The sequence below is a fragment of the Actinomadura litoris genome (assembly GCF_009733595.1).
GTDB lineage: Bacteria > Actinomycetota > Actinomycetes > Streptosporangiales > Streptosporangiaceae > Spirillospora > Spirillospora litoris.
This window is the reverse complement of sequence record NZ_WOFH01000008.1, coordinates 143,492-162,469: the sequence shown is the minus strand read 5'-3', so window position 1 is coordinate 162,469 and position 18,978 is coordinate 143,492. Positions and strand designations below refer to the sequence as shown.

General features: G+C 76.1%; 1 protein-coding gene. It reads right to left on the bottom strand.

The features are described from left to right. Position 1 precedes the first annotated feature (1 nt). Positions 2 to 18,901 (bottom strand): type I polyketide synthase, encoded by an 18,900-nt coding sequence (locus GNZ18_RS43255; RefSeq protein ID WP_156218613.1) that lies wholly within the window; start codon positions 18,899 to 18,901, stop codon positions 2 to 4. Positions 18,902 to 18,978: the final 77 nt, after the last annotated feature.

The following is an 18,978-nucleotide window of genomic DNA, read 5'->3' as shown; positions in this document are numbered from 1 at the left end:
GTCAGACGGTCCCGAGTTCGTTGTCGATGATGGTGAAGATCTCTTCGTCGCTCGCTTCCGCGATCCCCCCGTCGCCCTCCGCCCGCTCCTGTGCGCCGGTGTCGAGCCTGGTCAGGAGGGAGCGCAGCCGGACGGCCAGCCGGTCGCGCGCCGCGGCGTCCGGGAGCGGCGCCTCCAGGGCCTCCTCCAGCCGGTCGAGTTCGGCGAGCACGGGCGGCGGCCCGGCGGGGCCGGGGGCGATCAGCGTGCCCACGTGCGCGGCGAGCGCGCTCGGGGTGGGATGGTCGAACAGGAGCGTGGCGGGCAGCCTGCGTCCCACGGCGGCGCCGATCCGGTTGCGCAGCTCTACCGCGGTGAGCGAGTCGAACCCCTGGTCCATGAATCCGCGTTCGGCGTCCACCGCGCCCGCTGACGGGTGGCCGAGCGCCTCGGCGGCCTCGGCGCGCACCAGGTCCAGCAGCGCCCGGCCCCGTTCGTCCTCGGACAGCCCCGCCAGCCGTCCGGCCAGGCCGGAGCCGGGGCCGGTACCGGGCGCCGCCGTACGCGGCGCGCGGACCAGCCCGCGCAGCGGTGGCGGCAGGGCGTCCCGGGCCGCGAGCCCGCGCAGCGCCGCCATGTCGAGGCGGGCGGGAACCACCGCGGGACGGCCGAGCGCCAGCGCGGCGTCGAACAATCCCAGACCGTCCTCGACGCTCAGCGGGCCGACCCCCGCGCGCGCCAGCCGGTCGCGGTCGGCGCCTTCGAGGCGGCCCGCCATGCCGCCGTCCTGCTCCCACAGACCCCATCCGAGCGAGGCCGCGGGAAGCCCGCTGGCGTGCCGGTGCTGGGCCAGGGCGTCGAGGAAGGCGTTGGCGGCGGCGTAGTTGCCCTGCCCGGCGGTGCCCAGCGTCCCGGCGAGGGACGAGTAGAGCACGAAGGCCGACAGGTCCAGGTCGCGGGTGAGGTCGTGCAGGTTCCAGGCCGCATCGGCCTTGGGCCTGAGGACGGTCCCGAGCCGCTCCGGGGTCAGCGACCCGATGACGCCGTCGTCGAGCACACCGGCGGTGTGCACCACCGCGGTGAGCGGGTGCTCCGGTGGGATCGCGGCGATCAGCCGCGCCAGGGCCTCGCGGTCGGCGGCGTCGCAGGCCACCGGCTCCACCGAGGCGCCGAGCCCCGTCAGCTCGGCGACCAGGGCGTCCGCGCCCGGAGCGGCGGGCCCGCGGCGGCTGGTGAGCAGCAGCCGCCGGACGCCGTGGCGGGTCACCAGGTGGCGGGCGAGAACCGAGCCCAGCGCGCCGGTGCCGCCGGTGACCAGCACCGTCCCGCCCGCGGCGAACGCGTCCCCCCGCGCCGGGCCGTTCGCGCCCGCTCGCTCCGGGCCGTTCACGTCGGCTTGGGAGAGCCGGGTGAGCCGGGGGACGAAGGTGTGCTCGCCGCGCAGCGCGAGCTGGGTCTCGCCCGAGGCCAGCGCCGCGGCGACCGGTTCCGCGGAGACCTCGCCGGGGCCGATGTCCAGGAGCACGATCCGGTCCGGGTGCTCGGTCTGCGCGGAGCGCGCCAGGCCCCAGACCGCGGCGCCGGCGGGGTCCGGCGCGTCGCCGTCCACGGCGGCGGCGCCCCGGGTGACGACCACGAGCCGGGTCGCGCCGGACCGCTCGCCGGCGAGCCATTCCTGGAGGGAGGCGAGCAGGCGTTCCGTCACGCGGTGGGTCGCGGCGACGGGGTCCCCCGGTGGGACGGCGACCGGTAGCAGTACGGTCCGCGTGGCGTCGTCGAGCGCGCCGAGGCCGGCGAGGCGCCGGGCGGGGAGGCCGAGGTCGTCGTCGCCCAGCACGGCCCAGGTCTCGGCGGACGCGGGCGCGGGTGCGGCGTCCGGCGGGGGGAGCGGCGTCCACTCGACGGTGAACAGGGCGTCGCGGTGCGCCTTCCGGGCCGCCGCGAGCTGCTCGCCGGTGATCGGCCGCGTCACCAGCGACCTCGCCGAGAACACCGGGCGTCCGGCGTCGTCCGCGGCGGAGATCCGCAGCGTGCCGTCGCCGGTCGCCGCGAGCCGTACGCGCAGCCTGGTCGCCCCGGTCGCGTGCAGGCTCACCCCCCGCCAGGCGAACGGGAGCCGGACGGGCCCGCTCCCGCCGTCGCCCGCCGCCGGGTGCAGCGCCGCGTCCAGCAGCGCGGGATGCAGGACGTACGAGGCCGCGTCCTGCCCCTCGGCGAGGCTGACCTGCGCGTACACGGTGTCTCCGGCACGCCAGGCGGCCTCCAGCCCGCGGAACGCGGGACCGTGTTCGAGGCCGGAGGCGGAGAGCCCGGCGTACAGCGCGTCCACGTCCATGGGCTCTGCCTGGGCGGGAGGCCACTCGGCGGGTACGGGTGCCGGGGCGGCGGCAGGAGCGTCGGAGAGGACGCCGGTGGCGTATCGGGACCAGGGGGAGTCGTCGTCGGGGCGGGCGTGCACGGCGAGGTGGCGCGTGCCGTCCCCACCCGGTTCGGCGACGGTCACCTGGAGCTGGACGGAGCCGTCCGGCGGCAGGACGAGCGGCGCCTCAAGGGTGAGCTCCTCCAGGTGGCCCAGCCCGGCCTGGTCGCCCGCGCGCGCCGCCAGCTCCACGAACCCGGTGCCGGGGAAGAGGACCGCGCCGTGCACGGCGTGATCGGCGAGCCACTCGTGCGTCCGGGCCGACACCCGGCCGGTCATGACCAGGCCGGTGCCGCCCGCCAGGTCGATGGCCGCGCCCAGCAGCGGATGCGCGGCGTCCCGCATTCCCAGCCCGGCCGGGTCCGCCGCGGCGGCGGGCGGCCTGAGCCAGTAGCTCCGGTGCTGGAAGGCGTAGGTGGGGAGCGCGACGCGGCGGGCGCCGGCGAAGACGGCGTCCCAGTCCAGGGCCCCGCCCCCGGCGGCCACCTGGGCGAGCGCGAGCATGTAGGTCTCCGGTTCGGGACGGTCGCGGCGGAGCGTCGCCACGGCCCGCACCGGCCCGTCCGCCGCCGTGCCGGCGAGGCACTCCTCGGCCATGGGGGCGAGGACCGCGTCCGGGCCCACCTCGACGAGGCCGGTGGCGCCCAGCTCCGCCAGGGCGCGCACGCCGTCGAGGAAGCGCACGGTCTCCCGTGCGTGCCGGACCCAGTAGGACGGGGAGCCGAGCTGCTCGGCGGTCGCCGGCCCGCCGGTCACGTTCGAGATCACCGGGATGCGCGGCGGCCCGTAGTCGAGCCCCTCGGCCACCCGCAGGAAGTCGTCGAGCATGGCGTCCATGTGCGGGGAGTGGAAGGCGTGGCCGACCCGCAGCCGCCGGGTCCTCCCGCCCCGGGCCTCCCACGCGGCGGCGGCCTCCAGGACGGCCTCCTCGTCGCCGGAGACCACGGTCGACGCCGGGCCGTTGACCGCGGCGACGCAGGCGCGCCCGTCCGGCAGCAGCGCGCGGACGGCGTCCTCGGCCCCCTGGAACGAGACCATCGCCCCGCCCGGCGGGAGCGCCTGCATGAGCCGTCCGCGCGCGGCGACGAGCGCCGCGGCGTCCGGGAGCGGCAGCACGCCCGCGACGTGCGCGGCGGCGATCTCGCCGACCGAGTGGCCGATCAGCAGGTCCGGCGCCGCGCCGTGGTGCGCCAGCAGCCGGAACAGCGCCACCTCGACGGCGAACAGGGCGGGCTGGGTGTTACCGGTCAGGTCCAGCGGAGCGCGCTCCGCGCCGAAGACCACCTCGCGCAGCGGGCGGTCGAGATGGGCGTCGAGATGCCCGGCCACCTCGTCGAAGGCGTCCGCGAACACGGGGAACGCCTCGTACAGCCCGCGGCCCATGCCGGGACGCTGGCTGCCCTGTCCGGTGAACATGAACGCCGTCTTGCCGGTGCCGCCGCCCCGGGCCACCGAGGGCGAGGGCTCGCCCGCCGCCAGCGCCGCCAGCCCTTCGCGGAGCGCGTCCCCGCCGTCGGCGACGAGCACCGCCCGCTCCGGCAGGGAGGGCCGGGTGGTGGCCAGGGAGAACCCGAGGTCGGCCGGCTCCGTGCCGGGGTGCCGGGCCAGGTGGTCCAGCAGGCGCCGGGCCTGTGCCCGCAGCGCGGCCTCGTCGTGGCCCGAGATCGGGAACGGCAGCGGGCCCCCTGCCGGCGCCGGCCGGACCGTGCTCTCCTCCTCGCCGGCGGGCGCCTGTTCGAGGACGAGATGGGCGTTGGTGCCGCTGATGCCGAACGACGAGACGGCCGCGCGGCGCGGACGGCCGGTCTCCGGCCAGGCGACCGGCTCGGTGAGCAGGGCCACCGCGCCGGAATCCCAGTCGACGTGCGGGGTCGGCTCGTCCACGTGCAGGGTCTTCGGGAGCAGGCCGTGCCGCAGCGCCATGACCATCTTGATGACGCCCGCGGCCCCGGCGGCGGCCTGGGTGTGCCCGAGGTTGGACTTGAGGGACCCCAGCCAGAGCGGCCGCTCCCGGTCCTGGCCGTAGGCGGCGATGAGGGCCTGCGCCTCGATCGGGTCGCCCAGCGTCGTTCCCGTGCCGTGCGCCTCGACCGCGTCCACGTCGCCCGGCTCCAGCCGCGCGCTTGCGAGGGCCTGCCGGATGACGCGCTGCTGCGACGGCCCGTTGGGCGCGGTCAGCCCGTTGCTGGCGCCGTCCTGGTTGACGGCCGAGGCGCGGATGACCGCCAGCACCGGGTGGCCGTTGCGCCGGGCGTCCGAGAGCCGCTCCACCAGCAGCGTTCCCGCGCCCTCCGACCAGCCCGCGCCGTCGGCGCCCGCGCCGAACGCCTTGCAGCGCCCGTCCGGGGACAGCGCCCGCTGCCTGCTGAACTCCACGAAGAACCCCGGGGTCGCCATGACCGTGACGCCGCCCGCGAGCGCGAGGTCGCACTCGCCGTTGCGGAGCGACTGGGCGGCCAGGTGCAGCGCGACCAGCGAGGACGAGCAGGCGGTGTCGATCGTGACCGCCGGACCTTCGAGACCGAGCGCGTACGCCACCCGGCCCGACGCGACGCTGCCGGTGTTCCCGGTGGCCAGGTACCCCTCCAGCTCCGCCGGCACACCGGCCGGGAGGGCGCCGTAGTCGTTGTTCATCAGCCCGGCGAACACGCCGGTCCGGCTGCCCCGCAGGCTGGACGGGTCGATCCCCGCGCGCTCGACGGCCTCCCACGCCGTCTCCAGCAGCAGCCGCTGCTGCGGGTCGGTCGCGAGGGCCTCGCGCGGGCTCATCCCGAAGAACCCGGCGTCGAACTCCGCGGCCCCCTCCAGGAACCCGCCCCGGCGGGTGTAGGTCTTCCCCGCGCTTGCGGGGTCGGGGTCGTAGAGGGCGTCCACGTCCCAGCCGCGGTCGCCGGGGAACTCGCCCGTCACGTCGGCTCCGTCCACCAGCAGCTTCCACAGCGCCTCGGGGGAGCGCGCCCCGCCGGGGAACCGGCAGCCCATCCCGACGATCGCGATCGGCTCTCCGTCGGTGACCGGGCCGGTAGCCGCCACCGGGGCGGACGCCGCGGCCGGTGCGGCGGTGTGGTCGCCGGGCAGGGCCGTCCGGAGGAACCCGGCGAGGTGCTCCGGTGTGGGGTGGTCGAAGACCAGCGTCGCCGGCAGCCGCAGCCCGGTCGCGGCGCCCAGTCGGTTCCGCAGCTCGACCGCGGTGAGCGAGTCGAGGCCGAGATCCTTGAAGGGGCGCTGGGCGGCGACCGGCCCCGCGTCCGCGAGGCCGAGGACGGCGGACACCTCGGCGCGCACGGCGTCCAGCAGCGCCTCGCCGCGCTCGTTCTCGGGCAGCCCGGCCAGCCGCTCCACCAGCGGAGGCGCGCCGTCCAGGGGGGTGAGCGCGCCGGACGCGCGCCGGACCGGCGTCCCGATCAGCCCCCGCAGGACGGCCGGCACCGTTCCGGCCTCGCGCGGCGCCCGGGGGTCCAGCCGGAACGGGACGAGGACCGCCTCGTCCCGGCCGAGCGCGGCGTCGAACAGCGCCACCCCGCGCGCGGTCGCCATCGGGGCGATGCCGGTGCGCGCCAGCCGGGCCAGATCCGCCGCGCCGAGGTGGCCGGTCATCCCGCTGGGCCCCTCCCAGAGTCCCCACGCCAGCGACGTGGCGGGCAGGCCCAGCGAGCGGCGGTAGGCCGCCAGCCCGTCGAGATGGGCGCTGGCCGCCGCGTAGCCGGCCTGGCCCGCGGTGCCGATCGTCCCGGCGACGGACGAGAACAGCACGAACGCGCGGAGCCCGGAACCGGCGGTCAGCTCGTGCAGGTTCCACGCGGCGTCCGCCTTCGGCCGCAGGACCGCGGCCGCCCGCTCGGCCGTCTGCGCCTCCACGGGCGCGTCGTCCAGCACCCCGGCGGCGTGGACGACCGCCGTCAGCGGACGGTGCGCCGGGATCAGCCCCAGCAGCCGCGCGAGGGCGTCGCGGTCCGCCGCGTCGCACGCGGCCACCTCGACCTCGGCGCCCAGCTCGCGCAGCTCGGCCGCCAGGACGCCCGCGCCGGGCGCGTCCGGCCCCCGCCGGCCCGCGAGCAGGAGGTGCCGGACGCCGTGCCGGGTCACCAGGTGGCGGGCGAGGATCCCGCCGAGCGTCCCCGTCCCTCCGGTGATCAGCACGGTGCCGTCCGGGTCGAACGGCGGCTCGGGGCCGGGGGGTACCGCCGGGGCCCGGACGAGCCGGGGCACCAGGACGGCGCCGCCGCGCAGCGCGGACTGCGGCTCGGACCCGGTCGGCACCCCCGGTTCGGCCGGTTCGGCCGGGAGGACGTCGGCGTCCACCACGGCGAACCGTCCCGGATGCTCGGTCTGCGCGACCCGCACCAGGCCCCAGACCGCCGCGTGACCGAGGTCGGTGACCTCCTCGCCGGGCGCCGCCGCGACGGCGCCGTGCGTCCGGAACACCAGCCGCGCGCCAGCGAACCGCTCGTCCGCGAGCCACTCCCGGATGAGGTCCAACACCCGCCCGACGGCGTCGCGCGGGGCGGCGGCCGGCGCCAGCGGCGCCACGACCACGTCCGGGACCGTCTCGGCCGATCGCAGCGCGTCGAGGTCCGTATCCGCGTCCAGGATCGCGACCGCCGCGTTCGGCTCCGGATCCGCCTGCGCGGGGTTCCACTGGAGCCGGTACAGCGCGCCGTCGTTCGCGCCGTCGTCCGCCGCCGCCAGCGCCTCCGCGGAGACCGGACGGAGGACCAGCGAGTCCACGGTCGCGACCGGCCGCCCGGACGGGTCGTCCACCGCGACCCGCACCGTGTCGGGCCCGGCGGGCGCCAGCCGGACGCGCAGCGCGGTGGCGCCCGCCGCATGCAGCGACACCCCCGTCCACGAGAACGGCAGCAGCCCCTCGGCGGCGTCGCCCAGCAGCCCGAGCACGACCGGGTGCAACGCGGCGTCGAGCAGCGCCGGATGAAGCCCGAAGCCCTCCGGCCCCGCCGCCAGGGCGACCTCCGCGAAGACCTCGCCGCCGTCGCGCCAGGCACCCCGCAGCCCCTGGAAGGCGGGGCCGTACTCGTAGCCCAGGTCGGCCAGCCGCTCGTACGGGCGGTCCAGCCCGATCGGGACGGCCCCCGGTGGCGGCCACACGGCGGATCCCGCCTTTGAAGCGACCATCGCGCCAGGGCCGCCGGAACCGCCGGGACCGTCAGGAACGCCGAGGGCGGCCGCCGCGAGGACGCCGGTGGCGTGCCGCGTCCACGGCAGGTTCGCCTCGGCGGCGTCGGGTCGCGAGTGGACGGTGACCTCGCGCCTGCCCGCGGCGTCCGGATCGCCGACCGCCACCTGCCACAGCCGGGCGTCGCGCTCGCCGAGCACCAGCGGGGCCTCCAGCGTCAGCTCCTCCACGCGGTCGCAGCCGACCTCGCGGCCCGCGTGCAGCACCGCCTCCAGGTAGCCGGTGCCCGGCAGGAGGATCCTCCCCCTGACGGCGTGGTCGGCCAGCCACGGCAGCGTGCGCACGGACAGCCGTCCGACGAACAGCCGCTCCTGACGCCCGGCCCGGTCGAGCGCGGCGCCCAGCAGCGGATGCCCGGACGCCTCAAGCCCGGCGGCCTCGGCGTCCCCGGCCCCCGCCGGCGCGTCCAGCCAGTACCGCCGCCGCTGGAACGGGTAGGTCGGCAGGTCGACGCGCCGGGCGGCGGGCAGCGCGCGTCGCCAGTCCACCCCGGCACCGGCCGCGTACGCCTCGGCGAGGGATACCGCGAACCGCCGGGGCCCGCCGTCGCGGCGGAGCGAGCCCACGACGGCGGTGTCCGCGCCGGCGGCATCCGCGCTCTCCTGGACGCCCGCCGCGAGCACCGGATGCGGGCTGACCTCGATGAACACGTCGTGCCCTGTGGCGATGAGGGCCCGGGTGGCGTCCGCGAACCGCACCGTCTCCCGCAGGTTCCGGTACCAGTAGGCGGCGTCGAGTTCGGTGCCCTCCAGGACGGTGCCGGTGACGGTGGAGTGGAGCGGCACCTCGGCCGGGCGCGGCCGGATCGGGGCGAGCCTGTCCAGCAGCTCCTCCCGGATGACCTCCACCTGGGGCGAGTGGGACGCGTAGTCCACCGGGATCCGGCGGAAGCGGACGTCCTCCGCCGCGCACAGGGCGCCGAACTCCTCCAGCGCCGCCGGGTCTCCGGCGACCACCGCCGAGCCGGGGCCGTTGACGGCGGCCAGGTCGAGCCCGCCCTCCCAGCGGGTCAGCAGCCCGGCCACCCGGTCGGCGGGCAGCGCGACGGAGGCCATGCCCCCGGTGCCGGCGAGCCGTGCCAGGGCCCGGCTGCGCAGCGCCACCACCCGGGCGGCGTCCTCCAGGGACAGCGCACCGGCCACGCACGCGGCGGCGATCTCGCCCTGCGAGTGGCCGACGACGGCGGCCGGTTCGACGCCGTGCGAACGCCACAGCCGCGCGAGCGACACCATGACCGCGAAAAGCGCGGGCTGGACGGCGTCGACCGCCTCCAGCGCGAGCTCGTCGCGCAGGACGTCCTTCAGCGACCACGGCACATGCGGGGCGAGCGCGTCCGAGCACTCCCGCAGGTACCCGGCGAACGCGGGCGAGTCGGCGGCGAGGTCGAGCGCCATGCCGGGCCATTGCGATCCCTGCCCCGGGAACACGAACACCGGCTTCCCCGCCGTGTTCGCCACGCCCGTCACCTGGCCGGGCTCTCCCCTGACCACCTGGCCGAGGCCGTGCAGCAGCTCGTCGCGGTCCTCGCCCAGGACGACCGCGCGGTGCTCGAAGGCGGTCCGCCCGGTGGCGAGGGAGAGGGCCACGTCCACGGGGGACAGGTCGGGCGCGGCCGAGACCCGCTCCCGCACGCGGGCCGCCTGCTCGCGCAGTGCCGCGCCGGTCCGGCCGGACAGGACCCACGGGATCACGGGCGGGATGTCCCCGCCGCCCGCCTCCGGAGCGGCGGCGGTCTCCGGTTCCCGCCCGTCCGGCGCCTGTTCGATGATGACGTGGGCGTTGGTGCCGCTGACGCCGAACGCCGACACCGCGGCGCGTCGCGGCTTTCCGTCCGCCGTCCAGGGGACCGGTTCGTTCAGCAGTTGTACGGCTCCGGAGTCCCAGTCCACGTGCGGGGTCGGCTCATCGGCGTGCAGGGTTTGGGGGAGGGTGCCGTGCCGCATCGCCAGGATCATTTTGATGACACCGGCGACCCCGGCCGCCGCCTGGGTGTGCCCGATGTTGGATTTGATGGACCCCAGCCACAGCGGACGGTCGCGGTCCTGCCCGTAGGTGGTGAGGAGGGCTTGGGCTTCGATGGGGTCGCCGAGGGTGGTGCCGGTGCCGTGTGCTTCGACGGCGTCGATGTCGTGGGGGGTGAGGTGGGCGTTGGTGAGGGCTTGGTGGATGACGCGTTGTTGGGAGGGTCCGTTGGGTGCGGTGAGGCCGTTGCTGGCGCCGTCCTGATTGACGGCCGACCCGCGGATGACCGCCAGGACGGGATGCCCGTTGCGCTGCGCGTCCGACAGCCGTTCCAGCAGCACGAGACCGACGCCCTCGCTCCAGCCGGTGCCGTCCGCGCCGGCCGCGAACGAGCGGCATCGGCCGTCGGGCGACAGCCCGCGCTGGCGGCTGAACTCCACGAACGTCGCCGGGGTGGCCATGATCGCAGCCCCGCCCGCCAGCGCGAGGTCGCATTCGCCGTTGCGGAGGGCCTGGGCGGCCAGGTGCAGCGCCACCAGTGAGGACGAGCAGGCGGTGTCCACCGTCACCGCCGGGCCCTCAAGGCCGAGGAGGTAGGAGACACGGCCCGAGGCGACGCTGCCCCGGCTGCCGTTTCCGAGATAGCCCTCCAGGTTCTCCGGCGCCCGCCGGAACCGCGACCCGTAGTCGTGGTACATGATCCCGGTGAACACGCCGGTCGAGCTGCCGCGCAGGCTCGACGGGGCGAGCCCGGCGCGCTCGACGGCCTCCCACGCCGTCTCCAGCAGCAGCCGCTGCTGCGGGTCCATCGCCGCCGCCTCGCGCGGGCTGATCCCGAAGAACTCCGGGTCGAAGTCGGCCGCGTCGCGCAGGAACCCGCCCGCCCGGGTGTAGGAGGTGCCGGGATGGTCGGGATCGGGGTGGTAGAGGCGGTCGAGGTCCCAGCCTCGGTCGTCGGGGAACGGCCCGATGGCGTCGGTCCCGTTGGCGACGAGGCTCCACAGGTCCTCCGGCGACGCCACGCCGCCCGGGTAGCGGCAGGCCATGGCCACCACGGCGATCGGCTCCCCGGCCGCGCGGGCGGGTGCCGACGGTGCCCGCGGCCCCGTGGGCGCGACGCCCCGCACCTCGCCTCGGACGTACTCCGCCAGCGCCTCCGGAGTCGGATGGTCGAAAATGAGCGTGGCGGGCAGCCGCAGCCCGGTAGCGGTGTTCAGGCGGTTGCGCAGCTCGACGCCCGTGAGGGAGTCGAACCCCAGTTCCTTGAAGGCCCGTCCGGCCTCGATCGGCTCCGCCGCCGGGAGGCCCAGTACCGTCGCGACCTGCGTGCGCACCATCTCGCCCACCGCGCGGTCGCGCTCGGCGGGCGCCAGCTCCCGGAGCCGGCCGGCCCACGAGGACGGCGCGCCCGCCCCCGCGCCGCCCGCCGCCTGCCGTGCCGCCCCCCGGACCAGCCTCCGGAACACGGGGGGCATCGCCTCGCCCTGCGCCCGCGTCGCGGCGAGGTCCAGCCGGGCGGGCACCGTGAACGGGCTGTTCAGCGCCAGTGCCGTGTCGAACAGCGCGAGGCCCTGGTCGGTGGACAGCGGCACGAGACCGCTGCGGTTCATACGGCCGAGGTCACGGCGGTCGAGATGCCCGGTCATCCCGCTGGCCTGGGCCCACAGCCCCCACGCCAGCGACGTGGCGGGCAGCCCGAGCGTGTGCCGGTGCTGGGCCAGCGCGTCCAGGAACGCGTTGGCGGCGGTGTAGTTGCCCTGGCCGGGACTCCCGAGCGTGGCGGTCGCCGAGGAGAACACGACGAACGCCGCCAGATCCGCGTCCAGCGTGAGTTCGTGGAGGTGCCAGGCGCCGTCCGCCTTCGGACGCAGGACGGCGTCCATCCGCTCCGGCGTCAGCGAGCCGATGACGCCGTCGTCGAGCACCCCCGCCGTGTGTACGACGGCGGTGAGCGGGTGCTCCGCCGGGACGGCGGCGAGGAGCGCGGCGAGCGCGTCCCGGTCGCCGACGTCGCAGGCGGCCAGCGTCACCTCGGCGCCATGGGTGATCAGCTCGGCCTCCAGCTCGACGGCGCCCTCGGCGGCCGGTCCGCGCCGTCCGGTCAGCAGCAGGTGGCGGACGCCGTACTCGGCCGCCAGATGCCGGGCGAGGAGCCCGCCGAGCGTCCCCATCCCGCCGGTGATGAGCACGGTCCCGTCCGGGTTGAGACAGGGCGTGGTGCGCACGGCGGTCGTCGCGGCGGGGGCGAGCCGGGGGACGTGCACGGTCCCGTCGCGGAGCGCGAGCTGGGACTCGCCCGTGGCCAGCGCGGAGGCGACCGCCCGGCGGGACGAGTCGGCGTCGTCCAGGTCGAGCAGCACGAGCCTGCCGGGGTTCTCCGACTGCGCCGTGCGGACCAGCCCCCACACCGGCGAGTCCGAGAGCCCCGGCAGGCGGTCCTCCGGACGCACCGCCACCGCCTGCCTGGTCACCACCACGAGCCGGGAGGAGTCGAACGCACTCTGGGCGAGCCAGTCCTGGACGACTTCGAGCACGTGCCGCGCCGCCGCGTGGAGCCTTTCCGTGACGCCGCCGTGCTGCTCGGGCAGCGGAAGCAGGATCAGCTCCGGGGGAGGCGCCCCGTCGCCGAAGGAGGCGCGCAGCGCGGCGAGGTCGCCGTAGTGCGTTCCCGGCAGGCCGGACCCGCCGCCCAGGACGGCGACCCGGTCGGCGGCGTGCACCGGCGGAGCGGACGGCACCGTCCAGTCGAGGGTGAACAGCGAGTCCCGGTGCCCGGCCCGCGCCAGCCGGTCGGGCGAGACCGGCCGCAGGACCAGGCCGTCGACGGAGGCGACCGCGCCGCCCTCCAGGTCGGCCACGGACAGCGCCACCGTGTCCGCCGAGGTCGGCCGCACGCGCACGCGCACCCGCGAGCCCGCCGCGCCGTGGCGGCGGACCCCGCTCCAGGAAAACGGCAGCCGCGGTGACGGCGCGGCGTCGGTGGGGACGCCGTCCGCCGCGATGGCCAGGTGGAGCGCCGCGTCGAGCAGCGCGGGGTGCAGGCCGAAACCGATGGTGTCGGTGTCCTCGGGCAGCGCCACCTCGCCGTACAGATCGTCGCCGTGGCGCCACGCCGACTGGACCCTCCGGAATGCGGGACCGTAGTCGTACCCCTGGTCGGCGAGGCGCTCGTACAGGCCGGTGACGTCGATGGGCTCCGCTTCCGCGGGCGCCGCGTCCGCGGGCCGGGCCAGGGGGGCGGGCGCCGGGCCCTCCGGGGCGAGATGGCCGGTGGCGTGCCGCGTCCAGGCGTCGTCGGGCCCGTCCTCGGGACGGGAATGGACGGTGACCGAACGGCGCGCGGCGTCGTCGGCGGCACTGACGGCGAGCTGGATCCACACCGCCCCGTCCTGGGGCAGCGGCAGCGGGTTCTCCAGGGTCAGCTCACCGATCCGCTCGGCGCCTACTCGCTCACCGGCGTGCAGGACGAGGTCGACGAACGCGGTTCCGGGGAGGATGGTCGTGCCTGTGACCGCGTGGTCGGCGAGCCAGGGGTGGGTGTGCAGGGAGATCCGTCCGGTGAATACGGCCGTGTCGCCTTGCGCCATGTGCACCGCGGCACCCAGGAAGGGATGCTCACCCGTCGTCAGTCCGAGGACCCCCGCGTCCCCGGGTCCCGTCGGGGCGTCGATCCAGTAGCGCTGGCGTTGGAAGGGGTAGGTGGGCAGTTCGATGTGTCGGCCGTGTTGGCTGTGGGTGTGCCAGTTGACGGGTGCGCCGTGGGTGTGGGCGGTGGCGAGTGCGGTGGTGAAGGTGTGGAGGTCGCCGTGGTCGCGGCGCAGGGTGCCGATGGCGGTGATGTCGGGGGTGGTGTCCTGGATGGGTGCGGTGAGGACGGGGTGGGGGCTGGTTTCGATGAACAGGGTGTGGCCGTCGTCGGTGAGGCGGTGGATGGTGGGTTGGAACTGGACGGTGTGGCGCAGGTTGCGGTACCAGTACTCGGCGTCGAGTCCGGTGGTGTCGATCGGCTCGGCGGTAAGGGTGGAGTAGAAGGCGATGTCACTGGCGCGCGGCGCCACGTCCGCGAGAGTGTTGAGGAGCTCGTCGCGGAGTGGCTCCACATGCGCGGAGTGCGAGGCGTAGTCGATCGGGACGCGGCGCGCGTGCACCCCCCGGCTCTCGCAGTCGGCGAGGAGTTGTTCGATGGCGTCGGTGTCGCCGGCGACGATGGTGGTGGCGGGTCCGTTGACGGCGGCGATCGACAGTCTCGGAGTGAGGTGTTCCCGGGTCCGATGGACGGGCAGGGAGAGGGAGGCCATCGCGCTGGTTCCGGCGAGCGCGGTGAGGGCCTTGCCGCGCAGCGCGACGATCTTGGCGGCGTCGTCCAGGGTCAGGGCTCCCGCCACATGGGCGGCGGCGATCTCGCCCTGGGAGTGGCCGATGACGGCGTCGGGGTGGATGCCGTGGTGGCGCCAGAGCCGGGCCAGGGAGACCATGACGGCGAACAGGGCGGGCTGCACGACGTCGTCGCGTCGCAGGGTGTCCGGGTCGTGCAGGGCCTCTGAGAGGTCCCAGTCGATGTGGGGGGCGAGGGCGTCGGCGCAAGCGGTGAAGCCGTCGCGGAACACGGGAGAGGCGTCGAGGAGCCCGGCCGCCATTCCGGTCCACTGGGAGCCCTGGCCGGGGAAGACGAAAACGGTCTTGTGATCCCGCCGGGCGACACCCCGCACCACCTGAGGTGATTCGTCGTCGTGGGCGAGGGCGTCCAGCCCGGCCAGCAACCCGTCGCGGTCGGTTCCCAGCACGACCGCGCGGTGATCGAACCCGCTGCGGACGGCCAGCGTGTGGCCGACGTCCCTGGTCCCGGCCTCGGCGCCGGCGCTCCCCGCCAAGTGCTCGTGGAGCCGCCCGGCCTGGGCGCGCAGCGCGTCCTCACTCTTGGCGGACAGCGGCCAGACGATGACGGGCGGGTCGTCCACGCCCGCTTCGGCGTCGTCCGGCGCGGGCGCGTCGGCGGGCGCGGGCGCGTCGGCGGCCGGAGCCTGTTCGATGATGAGGTGGGCGTTGGTCCCGCTGATGCCGAAGGAGGAGACGGCCGCGCGGCGCGGGTGCCCGTTCCGCTCCCACGCGACAGGCCGGGTGAGCAGCCGGACCGCTCCGGACTCCCAGTCGACCCGCGGGGTCGGCTCGTCCACGTGCAGGGTCTTGGGGAGTGTGCCGTGCCGCATCGCCATGATCATCTTGATGACGCCGGCGACTCCGGCGGCGGCCTGGGTGTGTCCGATGTTGGATTTGATGGAGCCGAGCCAGAGGGGGTGGTCTCGTTCCTGTCCGTAGGTGGCGAGGAGGGCTCCGGCTTCGATGGGGTCGCCGAGGGTGGTGCCGGTGCCGTGCGCCTCGACCGCGTCCACGTCGCCGGGCCCGAGTCCCGCGCCCGCGAGGGCCTGCCGGATCACCCGCTGCTGGGAGGGGCCGTTGGGGGCGGCGAGCCCGTTGCTGGCGCCGTCCTGGTTGATCGCCGAGCCGCGGATGACGGCCAGCACGGGATGCCCGTTGCGCCGGGCGTCCGGCAGCCGCTCCAGGAGCAGCATCCCTACGCCCTCGCCCCAGCCGGTTCCGTCCGCGGCGGCGGCGAACGCCTTGCACCGGCCGTCCGGGGACAGCCCCCGCTGCCTGCTGAACTCCACGAACATCCCGGGCGTCGCCATGACGGTGGCACCGCCCGCGAGCGCGAGGTCGCACTCGCCGTCGCGGAGCGACCGGGCGGCCAGGTGCAGCGCGACCAGCGAGGACGAGCAGGCGGTGTCCACCGTGACCGCCGGGCCCTCCAGACCGAGGGTGTAGGCGATCCTCCCGGACGCGACGCTGGGCGTGGAGCCGGTGAGCAGGTACCCGTCGAGACCGCCGGCCGGATCGTGCAGCCGCGGGCCGTAGTCCTGGGCGGTGGCGCCCGCGAAGACGCCCGCGCGGGCGCCGGCCAGCGAGGCGGGGGCGATCCCCGCCCGCTCGATGGCCTCCCACGACACCTCCAGCAGCAGCCGCTGCTGCGGGTCCATCGCGGCGGCCTCGCGCGGGGATATCCCGAAGAACGCCGGGTCGAAGGCCGCGGCGTCGTACAGGAATCCGCCGCGCAGGGTGTAGGAGGACCCCGTCCGGTCCGGGTCCGGGTCGTAGAGTCCCTTGAGGTCCCAGCCGCGGTCGGACGGGAAGCCGCCGACCACGTCCCGGCCCGCGGCGACCAGCTCCCACAGCTCCTGCGGCGAGGTGACGCCGCCGGGGTAGCGGCAGCCGATGGCCACGATCGCGATCGGGTCGCCGTGCGCGGGAACCGCCCGGCCCGGCGAACCGCCGGTGCCGCCGTCCGCCTCGCCGAGCCACTCGGCGCGCAGCCGCCGGGCCAGCGCCACCGGGGTCGGGTGGTCGTACACGAGCGTCTCGGGCAGCCGCACGCCCGACGCCTCGGTCAGCCGGCCGCTCAGCTCGACGCCGAGCACGGAGTCGAAGCCCAGTTCCTTGAACGTCCGCCCGGGGTCGACGGCCTCGGGCGAGTCGTGTCCCAGCACGGCCGCGACGTGGGCGCGCACGAGGTCCAGCGCGATCCGCTCGCGCTCGCTCGGGGGCGCCGCGGCGAGCCGTCCCGCCGGTGACGACGCGTCCGGCGCCGATGCGGCCGCCTCTGTGTCGGCCGGTGCCTGTGGCGGCGCGTGCGGTGGTGCCGGGGCCGCGGGCGCCGCCTCGCCTTCGAGCCAGAAGCGCCGCCGTTCGAAGGCGTAGGTGGGGAGCCGGACGCGCCGGGCGCCGTTCCCGGCGAGAGCGGCGTCCCAGCCGACCGGGACGCCGCCCGTGTGCGCCCTCGCCAGCGCCGTGACGAGCGATTCCGGTTCCGGCCGGTCGCGGCGCAGCACGGAGAACACGGGGAGAGCGCCGCCGAGCGAGGCGTGCGCGAGCGGCGTGAGGACCGCGTCCGGCCCGAGTTCGAGGAACGTCGTGGTGCCCGCGTCGCGCAACGCCCGGACGCCGTCGTGGAAGCGGACCGCCTCGCGGATGTGCCTCGTCCAGTACTCGGCGGACCCGAGCTGTTCGCCGGTGGCGAGCCTCCCCGTCAGATTGGAGACGATCGGAATTTCGGCCGGGCGATAGGACAACCCCTCCGCGACCACGCGGAAGTCCTCCAGAACGGGATCCATGTGGGCGGAGTGGAACGCGTGGCTGACGCGCAGCCGTCGCGTCCTGACCCCGCGCCCGCGCCACGCGTCCGCCAGGGCGAGCACCGCGTCCTCGTCACCGGAGACGACCGTCGAGGCGGGGCCGTTCACGGCCGCGATCGACACCCGGCCTCCGTGCCCGTCCAGCTCCGCGGCGACCTCCTCCTCCGGGGCCCGGACGGAGACCATGGCGCCCCCGGCGGGCGCCGCCTGCATCAGCCTGCCGCGCGCCGTCACCAGGGCGCACGCGTCCGGCAGCGAGAGCACGCCGCTCACGTGCGCCGCGACCAGCTCGCCGATCGAGTGCCCGATGAGGTGGCCGGGCGTGACGCCCCACCCCTCCAGCAGCCGGAAGAGGGCGACCTCCACGGCGAACAGCGCGGTCTGCGTCACCGCCGTCTGATCGAGCCGGGCCGCCTCGGACGAGCCGGGCTCGGCGAACATCAGCTCCCCCAGACCGGGTTCGAGATGGGACAGCACCTCGTCGAGCGCGTCCGCGAAGGCCGGGACCGTGTCGTACAGCCCCCTGCCCATGCCCGCCCGCTGCGACCCCTGCCCGGAGAACAGGAACGCGACCGATCCCTGGCGCGCCGTCCCCCGCAGGACGCCCACGGCGGGCGAGCCCTCGGCCAGCGCGGCGAGCCCGTGCAGCAGCCGTCCCGGGCCGTCCCCCACGATGGCGGCGCGATGGGCGAAACGGGTACGGCCGGTGGCCAGCGTCAGCGCGATGTCGGCCGGGTCGACGTCCGGGTTCGCCTCGGCGAACTCCCGCAGCCGCGCGGCCTGGCCCCGCAGCCCGCTCTCGGTTCGGGCGGACAACAGCCACGGCATGGTGGACGCCTCCACCGGTGCCCCCTCCTCCGGTGCCTCCGCCGAAGCCCGCGCCGGGGGAGCCGAGAGGACGATGTGGCAGTTGGTACCGCCCATCCCGAACGAGCTGACCCCGGCGACCAGCGGCTCGTCCGGCCGGGGCCATCCGGTCAGCCCGGTCTGGACCCGCAGGTTCAGCTCGTCCAGGGGGATGTCGGGGTTCGGTGTCTCGAAGTTCAGGCTCGCCGGGATCCGCCGGTGGCCGATGCTCAGCGCGGTCTTGATCAGCCCGACGATCCCGGCGGCGCCCTCCAGATGGCCCACGTTGGTCTTCGCGGAGCCGACGAGCAGTGGCCGGTCCTGCGGGCGGGCCGAGCCCAGGGCGGCGCCGAGCGCCGCCGCCTCGACCGGGTCCCCGCGGCGGGTGCCGGTGCCGTGCAACTCGACGTACTGCACGTCCGACGGACGGACGCCCGCCCGCTCGTACGCGCGGCGCAGCAGCTCCTCCTGCGCCTCGGCGCTCGGGACGGTGAGCCCGTCGGCGACGCCGTCGTTGTTGACCGCGCCGCCGCGGACCACGCAGTAGACCGGGTCGCCGTCGGCCACGGCGCGCTCCAGCGGCTTCAGCACGACCGCGCCGCCGCCCTCACCGCGTACGTATCCGTTGGCGCGGGCGTCGAAGGTGTGGCACCGGCCGTCGGGCGACAGGCCGCCGAACCGCGCGGTGAGGACGGCGCTCTCCGCGAGGATGTTCAGGTTGACCCCGCCGGCGATCGCGAGGTCGGCCTCACCGCCGCGGATGCTCTCGACGGCCATGTGCAGGGCGACCAGCGCGGACGACTGGGCGGAGTCCACCGCGAGGCTGGGACCGCGCAGCCCGAGCGCGTAGGACACCCGGTTGGCGATGACGCTCCGGCTGACCCCGGTGATGGTGTGCGGGGTGATGGCCTCCGGGCCGTGCCGGTGCAGCAGCGCGGCGTAGTCGTCCCAGATCGACCCCACGAACACGCCGGTCCGGGTGCCCCTGAGGGATGCGGGGACCGTGCCGGAGTCCTCCAGCGCCTCCCAGCTCAGCTCCAGCATCAGCCTCTGCTGGGGGTCCATGCCCGCGGCCTCGCGGGGCGAGATGCCGAAGAACTCCGGGTCGAACTGGTCGATCCCGTCGAGGAAGGCACCGTGCCGGGGAGCGCCGCCGGTCTCCCAGCGACCCTCGGGCACCTCCGTCACGGCGGTGCGGCTCTCGCTCAGCAGCCGCCAGAAGGCGGCCGGGTCCGGGGCCATCGGGAGCCGGCAGGCGATCCCGGTGATCGCGATCGCGCTGTCCCCGGCTGCGGAAACGGCCTCACTCGTCATCGCTGCGAACCTCTCGCGGGATTGCCGGTCCTGCCATGGCCCTCAGGTTGCGCGGGCGAGCTAAAGACCACCCTTGG

Bases quoted from the DNA above. Each gene is read 5' to 3' on its own strand.
- GNZ18_RS43255 (WP_156218613.1), bottom strand. From the start codon at position 18,901: ATGACGAGTGAGGCCGTTTCCGCAGCCGGGGACAGCGCGATCGCGATC.